Source organism: Azoarcus sp. Soil_N_20 (genome assembly GCF_057656155.1).
Genome location: NZ_JBDGKX010000004.1, coordinates 309,664 through 325,024, shown reverse-complemented (window position 1 = coordinate 325,024; position 15,361 = coordinate 309,664). Strand labels below are relative to the sequence as shown.

Annotated in this window: 14 protein-coding genes; 5 read left to right on the top strand and 9 right to left on the bottom strand. The window is 65.7% G+C overall.

Features of this window, described 5'->3' with window-relative positions; all coding sequences use genetic code 11:
- The first annotated feature begins 1,067 nt into the window (after nt 1-1,067).
- The 4 genes from AC3A35_RS10935 (at nt 1,068) to AC3A35_RS10920 (ending at nt 4,826) form a co-directional block, all read left to right on the top strand.
- Nucleotides 1,068-1,658: a JAB domain-containing protein gene (locus tag AC3A35_RS10935; RefSeq protein WP_487436107.1), complete on the top strand. Its 591-nt coding sequence runs from the start codon at nt 1,068-1,070 to the stop codon at nt 1,656-1,658.
- A 391-nt stretch (nt 1,659-2,049) separates the two neighbouring features.
- Nucleotides 2,050-2,631, top strand: coding sequence for a hypothetical protein (locus tag AC3A35_RS10930; RefSeq protein ID WP_487436106.1), 582 nt, complete (start codon nt 2,050-2,052; stop codon nt 2,629-2,631).
- Nucleotides 2,628-2,897 carry a hypothetical protein gene (locus AC3A35_RS10925; protein WP_487436105.1) on the top strand — a complete coding sequence of 90 codons (270 nt, stop codon included), beginning with the start codon at nt 2,628-2,630 and terminating at the stop codon, nt 2,895-2,897. The genes AC3A35_RS10930 and AC3A35_RS10925 overlap by 4 nt, the downstream gene beginning before the upstream one ends.
- A gap of 399 nt (nt 2,898-3,296) precedes the next feature.
- A complete protein-coding gene (locus AC3A35_RS10920) occupies nt 3,297-4,826 on the top strand; it encodes a recombinase family protein (RefSeq protein WP_487436104.1) in 1,530 nt (509 codons plus the stop codon).
- A 165-nt stretch (nt 4,827-4,991) separates the two neighbouring features.
- On the opposite strand, the gene AC3A35_RS10915 is transcribed toward AC3A35_RS10920, so the two are convergent.
- From AC3A35_RS10915 to AC3A35_RS10905, 3 genes are all read right to left on the bottom strand, one after another.
- Complete coding sequence (locus AC3A35_RS10915) at nt 4,992-5,597, bottom strand: TetR/AcrR family transcriptional regulator (protein ID WP_487436103.1); 606 nt, start codon at nt 5,595-5,597, stop codon at nt 4,992-4,994.
- 139 nt (nt 5,598-5,736) lie between these two features.
- Nucleotides 5,737-6,792: a Rieske 2Fe-2S domain-containing protein gene (locus AC3A35_RS10910; protein ID WP_487436102.1), complete on the bottom strand. Its 1,056-nt coding sequence runs from the start codon at nt 6,790-6,792 to the stop codon at nt 5,737-5,739.
- Between the two features lie 139 nt (nt 6,793-6,931).
- Entirely contained in the window at nt 6,932-8,587 is a 1,656-nt protein-coding gene (locus AC3A35_RS10905; protein WP_487436101.1) for a methyl-accepting chemotaxis protein, read from the bottom strand.
- Nucleotides 8,588-8,826: 239 nt separating this feature from the next.
- Here AC3A35_RS10905 and AC3A35_RS10900 point away from each other — a divergent pair, with 239 nt between their 5' ends.
- Nucleotides 8,827-9,780: a LysR family transcriptional regulator gene (locus AC3A35_RS10900; RefSeq protein WP_487436100.1), complete on the top strand. Its 954-nt coding sequence runs from the start codon at nt 8,827-8,829 to the stop codon at nt 9,778-9,780.
- 34 nt (nt 9,781-9,814) lie between these two features.
- On the opposite strand, the gene AC3A35_RS10895 is transcribed toward AC3A35_RS10900, so the two are convergent.
- From AC3A35_RS10895 to AC3A35_RS10870, 6 genes are read right to left on the bottom strand one after another with little or no spacing between them, the layout of a single operon-like run.
- Entirely contained in the window at nt 9,815-11,002 is a 1,188-nt protein-coding gene (locus AC3A35_RS10895; RefSeq protein ID WP_487436099.1) for a 4-hydroxybenzoate 3-monooxygenase, read from the bottom strand.
- A complete protein-coding gene (locus AC3A35_RS10890) occupies nt 10,999-11,961 on the bottom strand; it encodes an NAD-dependent epimerase/dehydratase family protein (RefSeq protein WP_487436098.1) in 963 nt (320 codons plus the stop codon). Before AC3A35_RS10890 ends, AC3A35_RS10895 begins: the two co-directional genes overlap by 4 nt.
- Nucleotides 11,958-12,944: a fumarylacetoacetate hydrolase family protein gene (locus tag AC3A35_RS10885; protein ID WP_487436097.1), complete on the bottom strand. Its 987-nt coding sequence runs from the start codon at nt 12,942-12,944 to the stop codon at nt 11,958-11,960. Before AC3A35_RS10885 ends, AC3A35_RS10890 begins: the two co-directional genes overlap by 4 nt.
- Before the next feature lie 18 nt (nt 12,945-12,962).
- Nucleotides 12,963-13,739: an SDR family NAD(P)-dependent oxidoreductase gene (locus AC3A35_RS10880; protein ID WP_487436096.1), complete on the bottom strand. Its 777-nt coding sequence runs from the start codon at nt 13,737-13,739 to the stop codon at nt 12,963-12,965.
- Entirely contained in the window at nt 13,736-14,311 is a 576-nt protein-coding gene (locus AC3A35_RS10875) for a cupin domain-containing protein (protein WP_487436094.1), read from the bottom strand. Before AC3A35_RS10875 ends, AC3A35_RS10880 begins: the two co-directional genes overlap by 4 nt.
- Nucleotides 14,312-14,357: 46 nt before the next feature.
- Entirely contained in the window at nt 14,358-15,353 is a 996-nt protein-coding gene (locus AC3A35_RS10870; RefSeq protein ID WP_487436093.1) for a formylglycine-generating enzyme family protein, read from the bottom strand.
- Nucleotides 15,354-15,361: the final 8 nt, after the last annotated feature.

Genomic DNA, 15,361 nt, shown 5'->3' with positions numbered 1-15,361 from the left:
GGGAAAGCAGCCGTTCATGCATGAAGGGCGATGAGTGAGCGGCTTGGACAGGGCACATTGCAGCCGTCCGTTCCGAGAAGCTTGAATGGCGGCTCCGGCCGACTTGCTGTCAATGGGCAGCCGTAGCAGGTGACTGCTCCACCCCGAGACCTGCCAATGAACTCTTGATCGACAGACCGGCAGCGACGTGGCGGTTTGAGCCGGGCTTTAGGCCGCCCCAGCCATCTCGCTTCTCCTGCAGAGGATTCCCCAGTGCGACCTGAAGCGGACTAACATTCATCGGCCGCACTCTCGCGGCTGCGCGATTGTTGAGCGCTGCACGCCTACACCGCGCAGAAGCTGCCAGGAGCCCGGCCCTAGGGACGCCCGGCCCCTCCCCGCTGCACATCAACCCTACGTTCGAAACCAGCGTGTTGACTTTCCTTGACCCAGAAAGTGAAAAACACCTGCACCAGGCTCCGCACCGCCGGCGCCGAATACTCCGGGCGCCCCACGTTCAGCACGCTGAGTCTGTAGTCGATCGGCATCTTGCCATCATTCGCCTATGGCACTAACCTTCAAGCACTGCGGTGCCCTTCCGGGCAACGTTTGAGCGCTGTCAGTCCCTGAAACAGCGACGGCCCTTCGGGCCTTGGGACTCTCTTACCTCTACATCACTCGACTGGGAAGATCCACTTCCCGGTCTTGGGCGTGTGGCCAGCGACAATTAGCGTGACCGCCGCAGACCTTACCCCAACCAGCCGTCCGTTTCGCTTCTGCGGCGAAAAACGAAAACTCTCATCCTCTGGGTCTGTGTGCTGGTCGGTGACTGACATATGGTGCTGATGGGCGGCGAGCGCATCCTGTCCTCTGCGCTGACGCGCCACGGTGGAGCCGAACCCCTTGACTAGCCCGAATATCGCGCCTATGAATAATTTGTCTGGTCGAAAGACTGCACAGCATCCGGTCAGCCCCTGAAACCGGAACGGCCTTCGGGCTCGGGGTAACGTCGCAGGTTCATGTTCAACCCTGTGGGGAGTTCCTCCCCCACAGGGAGACGGCTCTCCGCATTTCTCAAGGAGACGCCGTTGTTGCCCTTCTACTCTTCGCCTACTATCCTCGCGGATGCCGCACTGCTCGAGCGCTTCTTCGGCCCTGAGGCCGAGGACGTCTGGGAAGGCTGCGGCGGATCGTGGAGCCGGGTTGTCGAGGTCGCCCGCGAGCCCCAAACGCCAGCCTGGGACGCATTGTCCAGCGCGCTCGAAATCCTGCATCGCAGTTTCGCCGAGCACTTGGCCGCGCGGGACGTCCTCGACGCCCCCCATGTCGTCAAGCAGTTCCTTCGCACCTTCTTCGCGGGGCGGCCCTACGAGGTCTTCGTGGCCCTCTATCTCAACGCCCAGAATCAGCTTATCCGCGCCGAGGAGGCCTTCCGCGGCACGCTGACGCAAACGAGCGTCTATCCCCGTGAGATCGTGCGCCGGTCGCTCGAACTTCGCGCGGCAGCCGTGATTTTTTCGCACCAGCATCCGTCCGGCGCCTGTGAGCCGTCGTGCGCCGACGAACTGCTCACGCGAACGCTGACGTCCGCGCTGGCCACGGTCGATGTGCGGGTGCTGGACCACTTTCTCATTGCCGGGGATTCGACGGTCTCGTTCGCCGAACGTGGACTTATCTGAACGCGCACGGAGACTTAGCCGCTCGCGCCCCGCGGCCACTGCATACGCCCGTGGCCGCTTTTCCCAGGCCGCTCACGCCTGAGAAAAGCGGCTACGCCGCCCACCTCCCCGCCATGACCGTCGCCGCACATCGGTCGTCGAACATCCTTGCCAAGGCGCAGCCGAGGCACTAAATTGAACACGCTGGCCGATCGGCATACTGCCGCATCCAGAGACGCGGGGATCCCTAGCTCTCTCTTCTCGCACGCTCTCGCTTCCTTTCCTTGCTCGTCGAGCCGCGCCCTGCGCCGCTCGAACATCGTCCCGAATCCTCACGCGTCGCCGATCCATGAGTCTCTCATCGGATCGAAGGCCGGCGCCCGGACCCACGAACATCAGCAAGGAGAAGGACATGAAGCACGATTACCCTGGATTACGGGCAGCGCGCCATATTGCCGCCCGTGCCAACCGCAGTACCCACCCCCAGACCGACTTTGGTCAGGCCACCATGACGGCCGATCGTGTGCGCATCGAAGACGTCGCCCACGTCTTGGCCACCACGTGGTGCTTTGCGGGCCAGACGAAGACCTTCTACTCGGTCGCGCAGCACGATTACCTCGCGAGCGTGATGGTGCCCCCTCAAGACGCCCTGCCAGCCCTACTGCTAGATATCGAGGAGGCGCTTAGGCAGTTGGTGGCGAGCAGCGAGATGAACGGCCGTACCACCGCTTCGATTCTGGCGAAGTTCGGGGTCTCGGGCACCCTGCCTACCTCGGTCCAGGACGCCGACCTCATCCTTCGGGCCACCGAACAACGTGACCTCGAGCGACCGCAAGACAGCATGTGCCCCACCCTCCGCCAGGTGCGGCCGTTGTCGCTCAAGCTCCAGCCGCTTCCGCCTATCGTGGCGAAGCACCTCTTCATCGATCGCTACTACGAGCTTCGGCCCCAGGCCGACCCGAGGCGACGTCGAACCGAGGAGGGCGTGACATGAAGCGCGACGACAACCCGACCGGTTCCGGCGGGGCTCGACGGATCTACCGATTCCACTTTGGTTGGGCGACCTCCGGCCGCGTCAACCACTTCAACCTGGCTGCATCGACCCGACAAGAGCCCGGCTGCGCAAGCAATGAGGTGATTCAACCTACGCCGAGCGGCAGCTTCCGTGGCAATGGAAGCTCCGAGTTGAGAACGTCGGGTCAAGCCGGTTGCCACCGAACGCGCCGCCGCGCCAACGCTGCTGGGAGGGTCGACGAATGAGTCTGCAACAAAGCGCTACCTCACCCGGCGAACAAAACGCTGCCACTCGCCCCGAAAAATGCAAAAACCCGTCACATCGAGGCGTTGAAACGAGCTCCACCGCTCCAGAGGGTCGGCGCGCACCCACTCACGCACCGAAGAGCGTTCCTGGAGCAGCGCCTGCCGCCGAGCGGAAAGAACGTCCTCGAGCACGCGACGGAGGCGAAATCGCTGCCGGCGCGGAAGGAGTGAATCGGATGAGCGCGCTCAATCCTGCCCACCTCGCCCTGATTCGCCTCCTCGCACGGCAGGCTGTTCGAGACCATTTGACACCCCATCGCAAGAAGCCGCTCGGCATGGAGCCAGAGCGTTCAAATCGTGCCGTTCAAAGCCAGCGGGTAACCCGATAGACTATTTCAGATGCGAACCGCCGCTTACTGCCGATTCTCGTCCGACGCTCAGCGCGAGACCTCGATCCGCGACCAGCTCCGAAACATCGAGGCCTATTGCCTGCGCGTGGGTTGGCTTGCCCCGGCCCTCTATCAGGACCAGGCAATCTCAGGTTCGCGCAGTGATCGTCCCGGGTACCAGGCCATGCTCGAGGCGGCCGAGCTTGGTGCCTTCGATGTGCTGCTGGTCGATGACCTCTCGCGCCTATCGCGGGACCACATTGAGAGCGCGCAAGCGGTGCGCCGGCTCAAGTTCTCCGGGATCCGCATCATTGGCGTGTCGGATGGAACGGACACCAGTCGTGACGGCTACAAGCTCGAGACGGGCCTTCGCGGGTTGATGAGCGAGTGGTACCTCGACGATCTGGCGAAGAAGACGCACCGCGGCCTCATGGGCCAGGCGCTGGAGGGCTACAGCACGGGAGGTCTGCCATATGGGTACCGAAGCGAATTCGACGGCAATGGCAACCGCCGTCTCATCGACGAGGAGCAGGCGCGCTGGGGCCACTTCGTCTTCGAGCGCTATGCCGCTGGCGCGAGTCCACGACAGCTCGCCGACGAGCTCAACCGTCGGGGCGTTGCGAGCCCCCGCGGCGGCACCTGTGCGCACTCTGCGCTCTACCCCGACAGCAAGGGCGTGGGCATGCTCGGGAATCCCATCTACAACGGCCGCCAGGTGTGGAACCGCACCGCCTGGATCAAAGATCCGGCAACCGGTCGGCGCCGGCGCACGCTGCGCCCGATGTCGGAGTGGGTGATTATCGACTCGCCCCAGCTTAAGATCGTCGACGACGAGCTGTGGAGAGCATGCGAGGCGCGCGCCCGGGAGATGAAGCGTAACACCGCGGCGAAACGGAAAGCCGGCAAGGGCTCTGGCGGACGTGCGCCGAAGTACCTTTTCTCCGGACTCCTGAAGTGCGGTGAGTGTGGTGGAGCGTTCGTGATCCAGGGGCGCACGGACTACGGATGCGCAACGCACAAGAACCGGGGTCCGTCGGTGTGTGGTAACCGGTTGAAGGTGCGGCGCGCGACCATCGAAAAGGTACTGCTGGCCGGCATCAAAGACTCGCTACTTTCGGAAGAGGCCTACCGGGCCTTCGAAACGGAGGCAGGTGCGCTATTGAAGCAGGCCAAGCCTGACCCGGGCGTCGCAAAGCGGAAACTCGCGCACGCGCGCAAGGAGCTCGACAACCTGATGGCGGCGATCCGCGCTGGCATCATCACCCCCACCACCAAGGCCGCACTGATGGAGGCCGAGCGCCAGGTCGCCGACGCGCAGGCCGAGCTTACCGCGATCGAGCGCTTCGAGCCGACGCAGATCCTACCCAGGGCCCGCGAGATCTACCGCGACCTGGTGGCCAGACTGGAAGGGGTCGAGGACATCACCAGCGCACGCGAGGCGATCGGCAAGATCGTGGGCGGCGAAGTCCGCCTTATCCCGGAAAACGGTGCGCTGACTGCCGAACTAGCGCAGCCGGTTTTTTTTTGCTCGGTGAAATAACGATCGAATCGGGCCCCCGCAACCAACATTCATCAGAAGGGCCAATCACTTGACCGTGGTTGGCCTTTTTGTTTGGGAGCCCGGATTCTCACTGCGCCCAAGTTGTGGTCACCGCCGTGAAACATCCGGACAAGCAAGGACCGCTTGCCAGCGCGCAACGCAATTTCAGCTTCCGGCTGGAAACCCCAGCGCTGCCGCGACGACGGCCTGCTCGATGGCAGCCGAGGTCAGTCCCCCGCGCATGTAGGACATCAGGCTTCCCTGGGCACGCACGGTCGCGAACCCGTAGAGCGTCGACCACATCGAGATCATCCGAAGTCGCACAAGCCGCGGTGTCGCATCCGGCAGCGCACGCCGAAACTGGCGGAACAGCAAGCGATACGTCTTTGCCAATGCGGGCAATCGCCGCTCGGCATCCGGCGCCTTGATCACCTCGTCGTCATACATCATCCGGAACAGCCCCGGGCTCTCTTCGCAGAATGCGAGAAACGCGTACATGGCGGCCTCCAGCCCCGCATGCGGAGCTGGCGTCCCGGCAAAGATCCGTTCAAGGTTCCTGAACAGGATCCGATGCCCCTCCTCCGCCAGCGCCATCAGCAGATCGCCGCGATTCGAAAAATGGCGATAGAGCGCGGCGGGCGTCACTCCGAGATGCTGCGCCAGGTCGCGCATCGCGACGGCATCGTGCCCTCGCGTGCAGACGATGGCGCGTGCAGCCTCGAGCGCCGCCTGCCGCAGACTCCCATGATGATACTGATCCTTGCTGCTCACGCCACCACCGCTCCTCGTCTCCGAACCCCTGCTCGCATCCGGTCGCGGATCGTCCGGACCGGTGACCGCCACGCTGCCGTGCCGACCGCTCACGAGTCTACAGCAGGACGGCATGCGGGCGTGTCGACCGGGGGTCGGCTCAGGCGCGTGCTTCGCGCTCCGCCTGCTCGGCAGCGATCAGTTTGTCCAGCACCCTGCGAGCACGCACCGCGGGTGCATCGCCCGCCATCAGAGCCGGCTTCAGCGACCAGAACTCTGCGTTGCCGATGGCACGCTGCTGCGCTTCGAGCACGGGAAGATCCTCGGTCGAGAACGGAACCTTCAGCGCATCGATATGCGCCTCGGCCATCGCGGCACCCGCATCCCCCATGGCCTTCGGGATCGAGATCGCGAACCAGTAATGCGTGGACTGCGCGGTCTCGGGCGTGAACAGGTGGGGCAACATCGCGTCATGGCCCTCGGAGCGGGGTCGTCCGGTGGGCGTTGCGCCCGAATGCAGGAGCATGCACGCAGGGGCATCCCAGCGGACATCGATCCACCGATCGACTGGCAGGCCCTGGGGCATTCCAAAGGCGTCATAGAGAAAGGCCGGCATCAACTCGTTGCAGGTCTGTCGCAACGACCACACGGTGTTGCCCGTCTGCTTGACGTCGATGGCGGCCCGCTTGACCGCATCGCTGCCAAGCGTGCCCGGATGCAGGAACTCGATATGGGAGAGGTCGAGGATGTTGTCGGACTCCAGCACATAGTTCGCCCTGACATGCAGGTAGCGCTTGCCGACATGCCAGCGTTCCGGATCCATGCACGAGAAGTCGGGGATCAAGGCAGGGTCGGCGCGCGCGGGGTCGCCGAACCAGATCCACAGACAACTGTGACGCTCAAGCAGCGGAAAGCTGCGCGTCCGGGCCACCGCCGGCACCCGCCCATCGCCGTGCGGATTGTGCACGCAGGCACCGCTGCCATCGAACCTGAGCCCATGATAGGCACATTCCAGGCTGCGCCCGTTGTCACACACCTTGCCCATCGAGAGCGGGACAAACCGGTGCGGGCAGCGATCCAGCAGCGCATGAGCGACGCCATCGCCGTCCCGGAACATCACGACCGGCAGGTCCAGCAGGGTCCGCGCGAAGGGCACGCCCTGTTCGATCTCGTTTGCCCACGCGGCCACATACCAGGTGTTCATCAGATACGCCATTCGGGTCTCCTTTCGTTGTAATGTGAACGACGTTTACTTTATGACCGGGTTTCACGCTTGTCAATCACGATCGCGCCACGGCAGCACCCCCGCCGACCCTGCAACATCCGCAACGAATCAAAGACTTGACCGCCCTCGATCAAACCCGGAACTTCGCGACCGAGGCCTCCAGCCCGGTCGCAAGGTGCTCCAGTCGTGCCGCAGCCCGGGCGGCCTCGATGACCACGCGCGCGTTCTGCCCGCACATGCGGGCAATCTCATCGACATTGCTCGCCACCTCGGTACTGCCCCGGCTTTGCGCATTGACCGCGGCGGCAATATCGTCGATCTCCTGCGTTGTCGTCGCGACCGCGTCATCGGCTACGGCGATCACCTGCTGCAGGGTGGCAAGCTGCTCCAGCGTCGAGGCGAGGGAGCGGTGGCCGGACTGGAGCGACTGCCCGACCGTTTCCGAGCGTGCGCCCAGGCCTGCCGCGACCTCCTCGATGTGACTGGCCGCCCCGGTCGAGTGCTCCGCAAGCTTGCGCACCTCGTCCGCCACGACCGCAAAGCCGCGCCCCTGCTCGCCCGCGCGTGCCGCCTCGATGGCGGCGTTGAGCGCCAGCAGATTGGTCTGGCCGGCGAGCGCTTTCACCTTGCTCGTGAGTTCGGAGATCGCGGCGGTACGTTCGATGAAATCCTCGATCGATGACTGGATCTCCACGAACGCGGCCTGTACCCGATCGGCCTCGTCGCGCATCCGCGTCAGCGCGACGCGACCCGCCTGGGTGCCATGCAGGCTGCGCTGGGAGTTCGCCCGCACCTGCTCGGTGCCGTCGGCGACGGCAGTGATGCTCACCGCCATCTCCTCGACGGTTGCCCGCACCGCCTCGGTTGCATGCGACTGCCGGTCGGCCCCGCGCTCGACGGCTTGTGCGTCCGCGGCCAGACTGCGCGCAGCGGTGGTGAGCTGGCCGGCCCCGTCGAGCACCTGCCGCACGAGCTGCTGAATCCCGTCCACCAGCCGATTGAAGGCCTGGGCGCTTTGCGCCACCTCGTCGCGCCCGACAACCGCCACCCGCTGGGTGAAATCCCCTTCCTGCAGGCGTTGCGCCGCATCCCGAATGCCTTGAACCGAGCCCACGATCTGGGCCCGGATCGCCAGCGCACTGGCGACCGCCACGATGATCGCGAGCACTGCGGCACCGGCCAGAAACCGGCTGCCGAACGCGGCGATCTGCCTCGCCGCTTCGTAATCCTCCCCGCTCAGGCGATGCTGGATGTCATTCAGTCTGCGCGCGGCATTGAGGAAGTTGCCAAACCAGGCTTCCGTCATGGATGAGCGCACATTCTGCTGCGCGCTCCCTGCACCAGCGACCATCTCCAACGCAGGCTCGAGCGCATCGCGGAAGCCGGTCAGGGTGGTCAGGACGTCCAGATAGGCAGCACGCTCGTCCGCGGTCAGTCCCGCCTGTCCCGAGGCTGCCTCGAAGCTCTGGCGAGACTGCTCCAGGCCGGTGCGGATCGCGTCGGCCTGTCTCTTCAGGTCCTCGAAGTCGCTCCCTCCAGCCTCGAGCATGTCGCGGTAGTCGGCGAGCACGACATACACCTCTTCATTCACCGAGCGAACGTCGTTGAGCCCCGAGTTGGTCGCAAGCAAGCGCTGGATGCGCGTCTCGTAGATGCGCTCCAATGCCGCATGCTGGAGTCGCAGCCCGTAATGGGCCGCCCCGGCGAGAAGAACCAGCAGGCCGGTCACCAGGGCCGGCGTCACGAGCAGCTTGACCCCGATCGAGTATCTGGCGAGAAATCGCATGGATGTGTCTCCTTCCTGTTGCTGTCTGTCGTGGGTGTTCCGGTTCAGCCGGACGAGTCGGACCTGGCCACGCGACCGCCGCGAGCAGCGTAAGGGCGATCTGATGACTTCATGAAACCGATTCGAACAATTCTTTCTATTTGCGCGGTAAATACAATCAAGGCTAAGCTGCGATTCGCCAATTGCCTTGCGGCACGGTGCGCACATCGCTCACACCGCATGCCGGAAATCGCCCTGACATGCGCTTCAAGAAACTCGACCTGAACCTGCTGGTCGCGCTGGACGCGATGCTGGCCGAGCGCAGCATCAGCCGTGCCGCCGAGCGGGTACACCTCACCCAGTCGGCGATGAGCAATGCGCTGGCCCGCCTGCGCGATTACTTCGACGATCAGTTGCTGGTCCAGGTCGGGCGCAAGATGGAGCTGACCCCGCGCGCCGAGCACCTGAAGGACGCGGTGCGCGACGTGCTCGTCCGCGTCGACACGACGATCGCGGCACATCCGGACTTCATCCCATCCCAAGCCGACCGCGAATTCCGCCTGTTTGTGTCGGACTATTCGCTGCAGACCCTCATTCCGCACGTGCTCGAACTCGCCCAGCAGGAGGCACCCGGGGTCCGTTTCCAGTTGCTGCATCAGCGCGCGGAACCGCACCGTGCGCTGGAGCGGGGTGAGATCGACCTGCTCGTCATTCCAAGCAACTACTGTTCGCAGGAGCACCCGCTCGAAACCCTGTTCACCGAGGCCTTCCAGTGTGTGGTGTGGCAGTACAGCCGACGCTGGACCGGCGATACGATGAGCCTGGACGACTACGCCAACGCGGGCCACGTGGTGATGCTGCCGGCCGAGGGCCAGCCCTCTTTCGAAACCTGGTTCATGGACCGTTACGGACTCTCACGCCACGTCGAGGTGACCTCATTCAATTTCACCTCGGTGCCTTTCCTCGTCGTCGGCACCGACCGCGTCGCCACCGTTCATGGCCGACTGGCGCGTCAGGCTCAGCGCATACTGCCACTGAAGTGCTTTGCACCGCCGCTGCCCATCCCGCAGATGGAACAGGCGATGCAATGGCACAAGTACCGCACCCTGGACCCCGCGCTCAGCTGGCTGCGCAACGTGTTCCACGCCGCGGTCATCCGCATGGATCAGGCCGAAGCCGCGCACCTTCCCGCCGGCGAGGCCACCCGGCAGTAAGTCCGCAGGCACGCTCGGGCGCCGCGAGCGCCGTTCAGGGCTCCGCCCGGCCGACGTAGTGCTCCGCGAGCATCGCAGCCAGATCCGGCTCGTCGAGCCTGGCTCTCAAGCCCGCAAGCTGGCATCGATAGTCATGCTCGTCGATCTCCGCTGGCTTGTGCAGCAGCGAGGTCAGCCATCCGGCAAAGCCGGCCATCCTGCGCACCCGCTGGAGCGCGGTCGTCGAGTAGGTATCGAGCAGATCGTCGCGACCGTCGCGGTAGTGGCGCGTCAGCGCCTGCGCCAGCCGGCGGGCATCGGCAGCGGCGAGGTTGAGGCCTTTGGCACCGGTTGGTGGCACCACGTGTGCCGCGTCACCGGCGAGAAACAGTCGGCCATGCCGCATCGGCTCGACCACCAGGCTGCGCATGCCTACCACCGTCCGGTCCACGATCGGTGCCCGCTCCGGCTCCCAGCCGTCGACAGTCGCCAGCCGGAGCTGGAGCTCGGCCCAGATGCGGTCATCGGGCCAATCCTCGATGCGCTCGGTCGGCGAGCACTGGAAGAACAGGCGCTGCAGGTTGCGCGACTGCGTGCTCACCAGCGCAAAGCCGCGTGCGTGCGCGGCATAGATCAGATCACGCGAGGCGTGCGGCGCCTTGTAGAGGACGCCGAACCAGGCATGCGGGTAGAGCTGCTCCTGGCCCTTCATCACGCCTGCGGGAACCGAGCGCCTGCACACTCCGCGGGTACCGTCGCTGCCGGCGATGAAGTCACAATGTATCTCGTGGGCCTCCCCCTGACGATCGCGATAACGGATCTTGGGCAATCGGGTATCGAGATCAGAAATATTCACCACATTGGCGTTGAAACGAATATCGCCGCCGTTGGCCCGCCTCAACCTGAGCAGATCCTTGATGACATCACGCTGGGCGTAACTCAGCACCGCGCCGCCTCCGGTGTAGCCGGCGAGATCGATGCGCACATCGTCGCCGTCCACCCGCAGCACGATGCTGTCCTGGCGCAGCCCTTCCTTCATCATCCGCTCGCCGGCACCGATCGCGTTGAGCAGGTCCACCGTGCCCTGCTCGAGCACGCCGGCCTTCAACGCCGACTCGGTCTCGTTACGCGACTGGCGCTCGAGCACGATCGACTCGATGCCTTCGAGATGCAGGAGTTGCGACAGCAGCAAACCCGCCGGCCCCGCGCCGACAATCGCGACCTGAGTGCGGATGGGCTTCATGCGTCCATCGCGGGATGAGCCGCCAGCGCATTCGAGATCAGTGCGTCGACGCTGCCGTCGTGTCGAAACCCGAGGGCCTCGGCCTGCGTCGTCTCCAGCGGCGGGTAGCGCGCGAACAGGCGCTCGACCAGCGGCTCCGGCACATAACGCACCAGCGCCGCGGGGTCGGCCCCGAAGCGCGCCGCCAACGCGGCCACCACCTCGGCCATCGTCAGCCGCAGCACCGGCATCTGATAGCTGCGGCGCGGGTGCAGCCGCTGCGGGTCGATGCACGCAGCCCGCACCAGGTTATCGACACACGCCTGCACCGAGATCCACCAGGCGACGCCAGCGGGCGAGACCGGCAGCGTGATCGGCTGGCGCGCCGCCAGGCACCAGAACACCTGGCTCATGAACGCCGACATCAGCCCGGCACCGTCGCCCGGACGCGCAACCACGCCGGGCAGGCGCAGGGCGCAGCCCTCGATCCAGCGCCGGCGACTGGCATCGGCCACCAATACCTCGCAGGCGAGCTTGTGCGCGCCGTAGCTCAGCGCGGGTGCGGGCAAGGTCGCCTCGTCGATCCGGTCGGGCAAGGGATCGCCATACACGGCGATACTGCTCGCATAGACGAAGCGCGCCGGATCGGGCTGGCCGCGCAGCCCCTCGAGCAGGGCGACGGTGGCATCGAGATTCACCCTCCGGCCCAGCTCGTAGTCTGCCTCGGCCGCGCCACCTGGCAGGCTGGCGAGGTGAAACACGGCATCGAGCGGCGCTGCGCACGCCTGGTCCAGGCAGGCGGCATCGCACAGGCTGCCCCGCAACTGTTCAATCCGGGGGTCCGTTGCGTCGCGCTCGAAGTGCAGGTCGACCGCCACCAGCTGGTCGACCGGCTGCCCGCCCAGGCCCCGGGTCAGCAGACGCTCCATCAGCACCCGGCCGATGAAGCCGTCTGCACCGGTCACGAGCACCCGCGTCACCGCGGATACCTCACCACGCCCTGCTCGATGACACCGAAGGGACCCTCGCGACCATCCTCGAAGCGTGCCTGCATCCTGACCCGGTCGCCGAAGCGCATGAAGGACGTTCTGGCGGCGCCTTCATCGATGATCTCGATGACCCGCCGCTCGGCAATGCAGGCCGAGCCCGCGCTGCGGGCAGTGTTGGACACCGTCCCCGAGCCGATGATGGTGCCGGCAGTCAGCTTGCGGGTACGCGCCGCGTGGGCCACCAGATTGCCGAAATCGAAGTTCATCTCGCCACCGTGCGGCTCGCCGAAACGCTGGCCGTTCCACGCCACATGCAGGCGCATGTGCACCCGGCCATCGCGCCAGGCCACACCGAGTTCGTCCGGTGTTACCGCCACCGGGGCGAATGCGGTCGACGGCTTGGCCTGCAGGAAGCCGAAGCCGGTCTTCATCTCGCGCGGCCCCAGCGCGCGCAGACTCCAGTCGTTGATCTGCACGATCAGGCGCACGCATGCCAGCGCCTCCTGCGGGGCGGCGGCCATCGGCACCGCGCCGACCACCACGCCGAACTCGCCCTCGAAGTCGATGCCATCGGCTTCGCTCAGCAGCGCCACGTCGTCGCATGGACCGAGAAAGTCGTCGCTCGCGCCCTGGTACATCACCGGCACGCTGTCGAAGTCCGGAATCGGCTGGGTGTTGAAGGCGCGCTCCATCAAGCGGCCATGGTTGAGGAAGGCCGAGGCGTCGCACCACTGCGGACTGCGCGGCAAGGGGGCGGCACAGCGCTGTGCCTCGAAGGGCATGGCGCCCGACGCACGTCCTTCATTCAGGGAAGCGGACAGGTCCTGCAGCGCCGGAGCGACCGCGTCCCAGCGCTGCAGCGCGCTCAGCAGGTCGGGGGCGATGCGGCTGGCATCGACGGCACGCTGCAGATCGCGCGAGACGATCAGCAGGCGGCCGTCGACAGTGCCATCACGCAGAGTGGCGAATTTCATCTGGGTCTCCTCATGTTTTCAGTTACCGTCGCTGATGACGGTGCCGCCATCGACGACCAGGGTCTGTCCGGTGATAAAGCCGCCTGCCCGGCTGGCGAGCATCACCGCCACCCCGGCAATCTCCTCGGGCTCGCCGACCCGCCGCAGTGGCGTCAGCGCCAGCCTGCGCGTCATGAACGTCGCATCGCCCAGCAAGGTCTCGGCCAGCGGCGTGCGGATCAGGCCCGGCGCGATCGCGTTCACCCGCACCCCCTGTGGCCCCCACTCCACCGCCAGGTTGCGCGCCAGCTGGGCAAGCGCCGCCTTCGACAGCCCATACAGGCCGATCGCCTTGTTGCCGCGCAAGCCGGCAATGCTCGACATCAGGATCACGCTACCGCCACCGCGCGCGGCCATCCCCGGCAGCACGCGCGCACTCAGCTGCAGCGGCGCACGCAGGTTGATGCCCATGACCTGCTCCCAGTCTTCACCAGTGGCATTGCCGATCGCGCCGGCGGGCCCCTGAACGCCCGCGTTGCAGACCAGCACATCAATGCGGCCAAACTGCTCCAGGGCAAGATCGACCAGGGTATCGATCGAAGCGGGGCTTGCCATGTCGCAGGCCATCGCATGGCCATCGTGGCCTGCAATCCGCAGGCGCACGACCGCGTCGTGGCAGCGCGCTGCGTCGCGATCGGAGACGATCACGGTAGCGCCGTGTGCCGCCATCGCGTCGACGATCGACTGCCCCAGACCGCCGGTGGCACCGGTCACCAGCGCGACCTTCCCACTCAGATCGAAAAGCGCCCCGCTCATGCCTTGAGCGCCTCGGCAATGGCCGGGTCGTAGCAACCATCCACCAGCACGAACAGCATCCGACATGGCTTGCCCGAGCGATTGGCCCAGGCGTGGTTGGTACCGCGCTGCACGACCACGCTGCCGGGCTTGAGCAACACTTCGCTGTCATCGAGCACCAGCGTCATCTCGCCTTCGATGACCACGCCATAATCAACAGACTCGGTACGGTGCATCAGCGGATGCGGTGAATCCGCCTTCACCGTGGACGCCGCCGCGTCGCCAATCTGCGAGAACGCCTCCTTCATCCGGCCCGCTCCGTGTGCCAGGTAATCGGCCGTGTCGGGCGGAATATCCACAAAGCGGATGCGCGTGCCCGAGCGTGGCGGCGGCAGCGTCAAGGCGCCGAGCGTCGGGTCCGGCCCGTTGTTGACCGGCGCGGGTGTCCCTTCGGTACTCCACACTTCATGAAAGACCGTGCCGGGAATGGCGGCGATCTCGATCACGGTCGGCAGCGGACCGTCGGCGACGATGATCGCCTTGCCCTTGTCGTCGTGGCCGGTGACCACGCGGTGAATCTGCGAAAAGCCCATATCCTTCTCCTTGCAAGTCAGTTCGGTCCGCGCCGCCCCCGCACGATCAGTACGCAGGTGCAACGGTCCGGAATCCCACGTGAGTCGTTCCGAGCGTCACGTCGTGGGGATGGCGCGCGGCCGCGCGATAGCGCACGCAATAGTCGGCGGCACATAGAAAGGAGCCACCCTTGATGACATGCATCGCCGCGGCCGGCACCGGGGTGCGGACAGCGGACGGGTCGCCGTTGCCGTGCGGCTGATGCGGGCCGCGGTAGGGGTCGCGGGTCCATTCCCAGACGTTGCCGATCAAATCGTGCAGGCCATAGCCATTGGCAGGAAAGCACCCGACGGGCGCGCGCCCCGCATATCCGTCCTCCCGCGTGTTCACATCCGGGAATACGCCCTGCCAATAGTTGGCTGCCGGGCGGCCGTCGTCCGCTCTCGGCTCACGCTCGAGCAACTCCATGCTCCCGTCCGCACGGGCCGCCCACTCCCATTGCGCTTCGGTCGGCAGCGTCCGCCCCAGCCAACGGGCATAGGCCATCGCGTCGGCGTAAGTCACATTGACTACCGGTTCATTTGCACGGTCGGCGACAGCGCGACCCCGCCCCTCGGGATGACGCCAGTCGGCGCCATTCACGTGGAGCCACCATCCGCCCGGCGCAATCGCTTTGCCAGCAGGAGGTGCCACAAATACCGCCGCCCGCCCCTGGCGCTCGGCTTCGGTGACGTATCCGGTCGCCGCCACGAAGGCCGCAAACTGGGCATTGGTCACCTCGGTACGATCCATCCAGAACGCGGAGACACGTACACGGCCAGCAGGCCGCTCGTCGGCATAGCCCTTGCGGCTGCCTGGTTCGAACTCGCCAGCCGGGACCCTCACCATTCCGGCAAGCTGATCCTCGCCAAACCCCGCCGGCAGTCCATCGTAAGCATGACAGGTGTGCTCGTTGCCCAACGGCGCCTGGTGCCCCCTTTCGTCCCCCGCCTGCGACAGCTCATGCCAGACGAAAATACCGCCAAGCGCAGAGATGAGGACACCGTACGCCACACGACGCATCAGCCTGC

Bases quoted from the DNA above. Each gene is read 5' to 3' on its own strand.
- AC3A35_RS10900 (WP_487436100.1), top strand. From the start codon at position 8,827: ATGCGCTTCAAGAAACTCGACCTGAACCTGCTGGTCGCGCTGGACGCG.
- AC3A35_RS10925 (WP_487436105.1), top strand. From the start codon at position 2,628: ATGAAGCGCGACGACAACCCGACCGGTTCCGGCGGGGCTCGACGGATC.
- AC3A35_RS10930 (WP_487436106.1), top strand. From the start codon at position 2,050: ATGAAGCACGATTACCCTGGATTACGGGCAGCGCGCCATATTGCCGCC.
- AC3A35_RS10885 (WP_487436097.1), bottom strand. From the start codon at position 12,944: ATGAAATTCGCCACTCTGCGTGATGGCACTGTCGACGGCCGCCTGCTG.
- AC3A35_RS10905 (WP_487436101.1), bottom strand. From the start codon at position 8,587: ATGCGATTTCTCGCCAGATACTCGATCGGGGTCAAGCTGCTCGTGACG.
- AC3A35_RS10895 (WP_487436099.1), bottom strand. From the start codon at position 11,002: ATGAAGCCCATCCGCACTCAGGTCGCGATTGTCGGCGCGGGGCCGGCG.
- AC3A35_RS10910 (WP_487436102.1), bottom strand. From the start codon at position 6,792: ATGGCGTATCTGATGAACACCTGGTATGTGGCCGCGTGGGCAAACGAG.
- AC3A35_RS10920 (WP_487436104.1), top strand. From the start codon at position 3,297: ATGCGAACCGCCGCTTACTGCCGATTCTCGTCCGACGCTCAGCGCGAG.
- AC3A35_RS10870 (WP_487436093.1), bottom strand. From the start codon at position 15,353: ATGCGTCGTGTGGCGTACGGTGTCCTCATCTCTGCGCTTGGCGGTATT.
- AC3A35_RS10875 (WP_487436094.1), bottom strand. From the start codon at position 14,311: ATGGGCTTTTCGCAGATTCACCGCGTGGTCACCGGCCACGACGACAAG.
- AC3A35_RS10880 (WP_487436096.1), bottom strand. From the start codon at position 13,739: ATGAGCGGGGCGCTTTTCGATCTGAGTGGGAAGGTCGCGCTGGTGACC.